This is a genomic window from Synechococcus sp. R3-13 (assembly GCF_047462195.1).
In the GTDB taxonomy this organism is placed as follows: domain Bacteria; phylum Cyanobacteriota; class Cyanobacteriia; order Thermostichales; family Thermostichaceae; genus Thermostichus.
The window spans coordinates 1-851 of sequence record NZ_JANSIO010000417.1; the positions used below are offsets into that span (position 1 = coordinate 1).

Here is an 851-nt window from a genome sequence, read left to right on the forward strand (position 1 = left end):
GAGCTTATTATTGACTAGAGTCATGCTCTTTTCTGAGATCCTGCAGGCGGCCCGGCGCAACCAGATCCGCATTCCCGGCAATTTGGGCCTCTGTGCCAAGGCGCTGGCCAATTTGGAAGGGATCGCCCGCCAGCTCACCCCCGACTACAACCTGCCGGAGCAGCTTCGCCCCCTGATGGCGGATGTGTTTCGGGCGCAATTGCTGGGGGAGGCCCCTCTGCCTTCGCTGCTGCGCACGGCTTTGGATTTAAAAAATCTCTCTCTGCAATCGCCGCGCCAGATGGAGCTGCTGCTCAGCCGCATCACCTCGGAAACCCAGCGCTGGAACTTGACCATCCAAGAGCTGGACGGGATCCGCAGCAGCCTGGATCAGTCGGCCAACCGCCTCTCCTACAGCATTGTGGTCGGCTCTCTAATCGTCGGGGCCGCCATCATCTCGGCTCAGACGCAGCGCTTCCAGGTCTTTGGGCTGAGCGAACTCCTGTTCGGCGCGGCCAGCCTGTTGGGGCTGTGGCTCGTCATCAGCATCCTGCGCTCCGGTCGCCTGCGCGGCTAGATTGGCTGAGGTTGGCTCATCAGTGGACTCAGGGCCCTACTGCCCTTGTCTGGATCTCGATGTTTCCAAAAGAACACCAAAACGGTATCAACGCCTCTGCGAGCGTCCCTCAAAATCTCGGAAAAGCCCATTCTTTCGTCGGATCCCTCGACGCCTTGTGCCACAAGGCTTTCCGGCCCCAAAACCCCCTCGCCGAAACTCTTTTTGCCCCCTTTTTTCCGGATCCCTCGCAAACGGGTCTTGCATCCCTTGCCCTGCTTGGCTTTAATAGGGGTGGAGTTCCCCCTTCGGGGGG

1 pseudogene is annotated in these 851 nt (G+C 59.9%); it reads left to right on the forward strand.

The features are described from left to right. Positions 1-556: pseudogene (locus NW856_RS12200) on the forward strand (AarF/ABC1/UbiB kinase family protein); the annotation flags it as partial. Positions 557-851 lie beyond the last annotated feature (295 nt).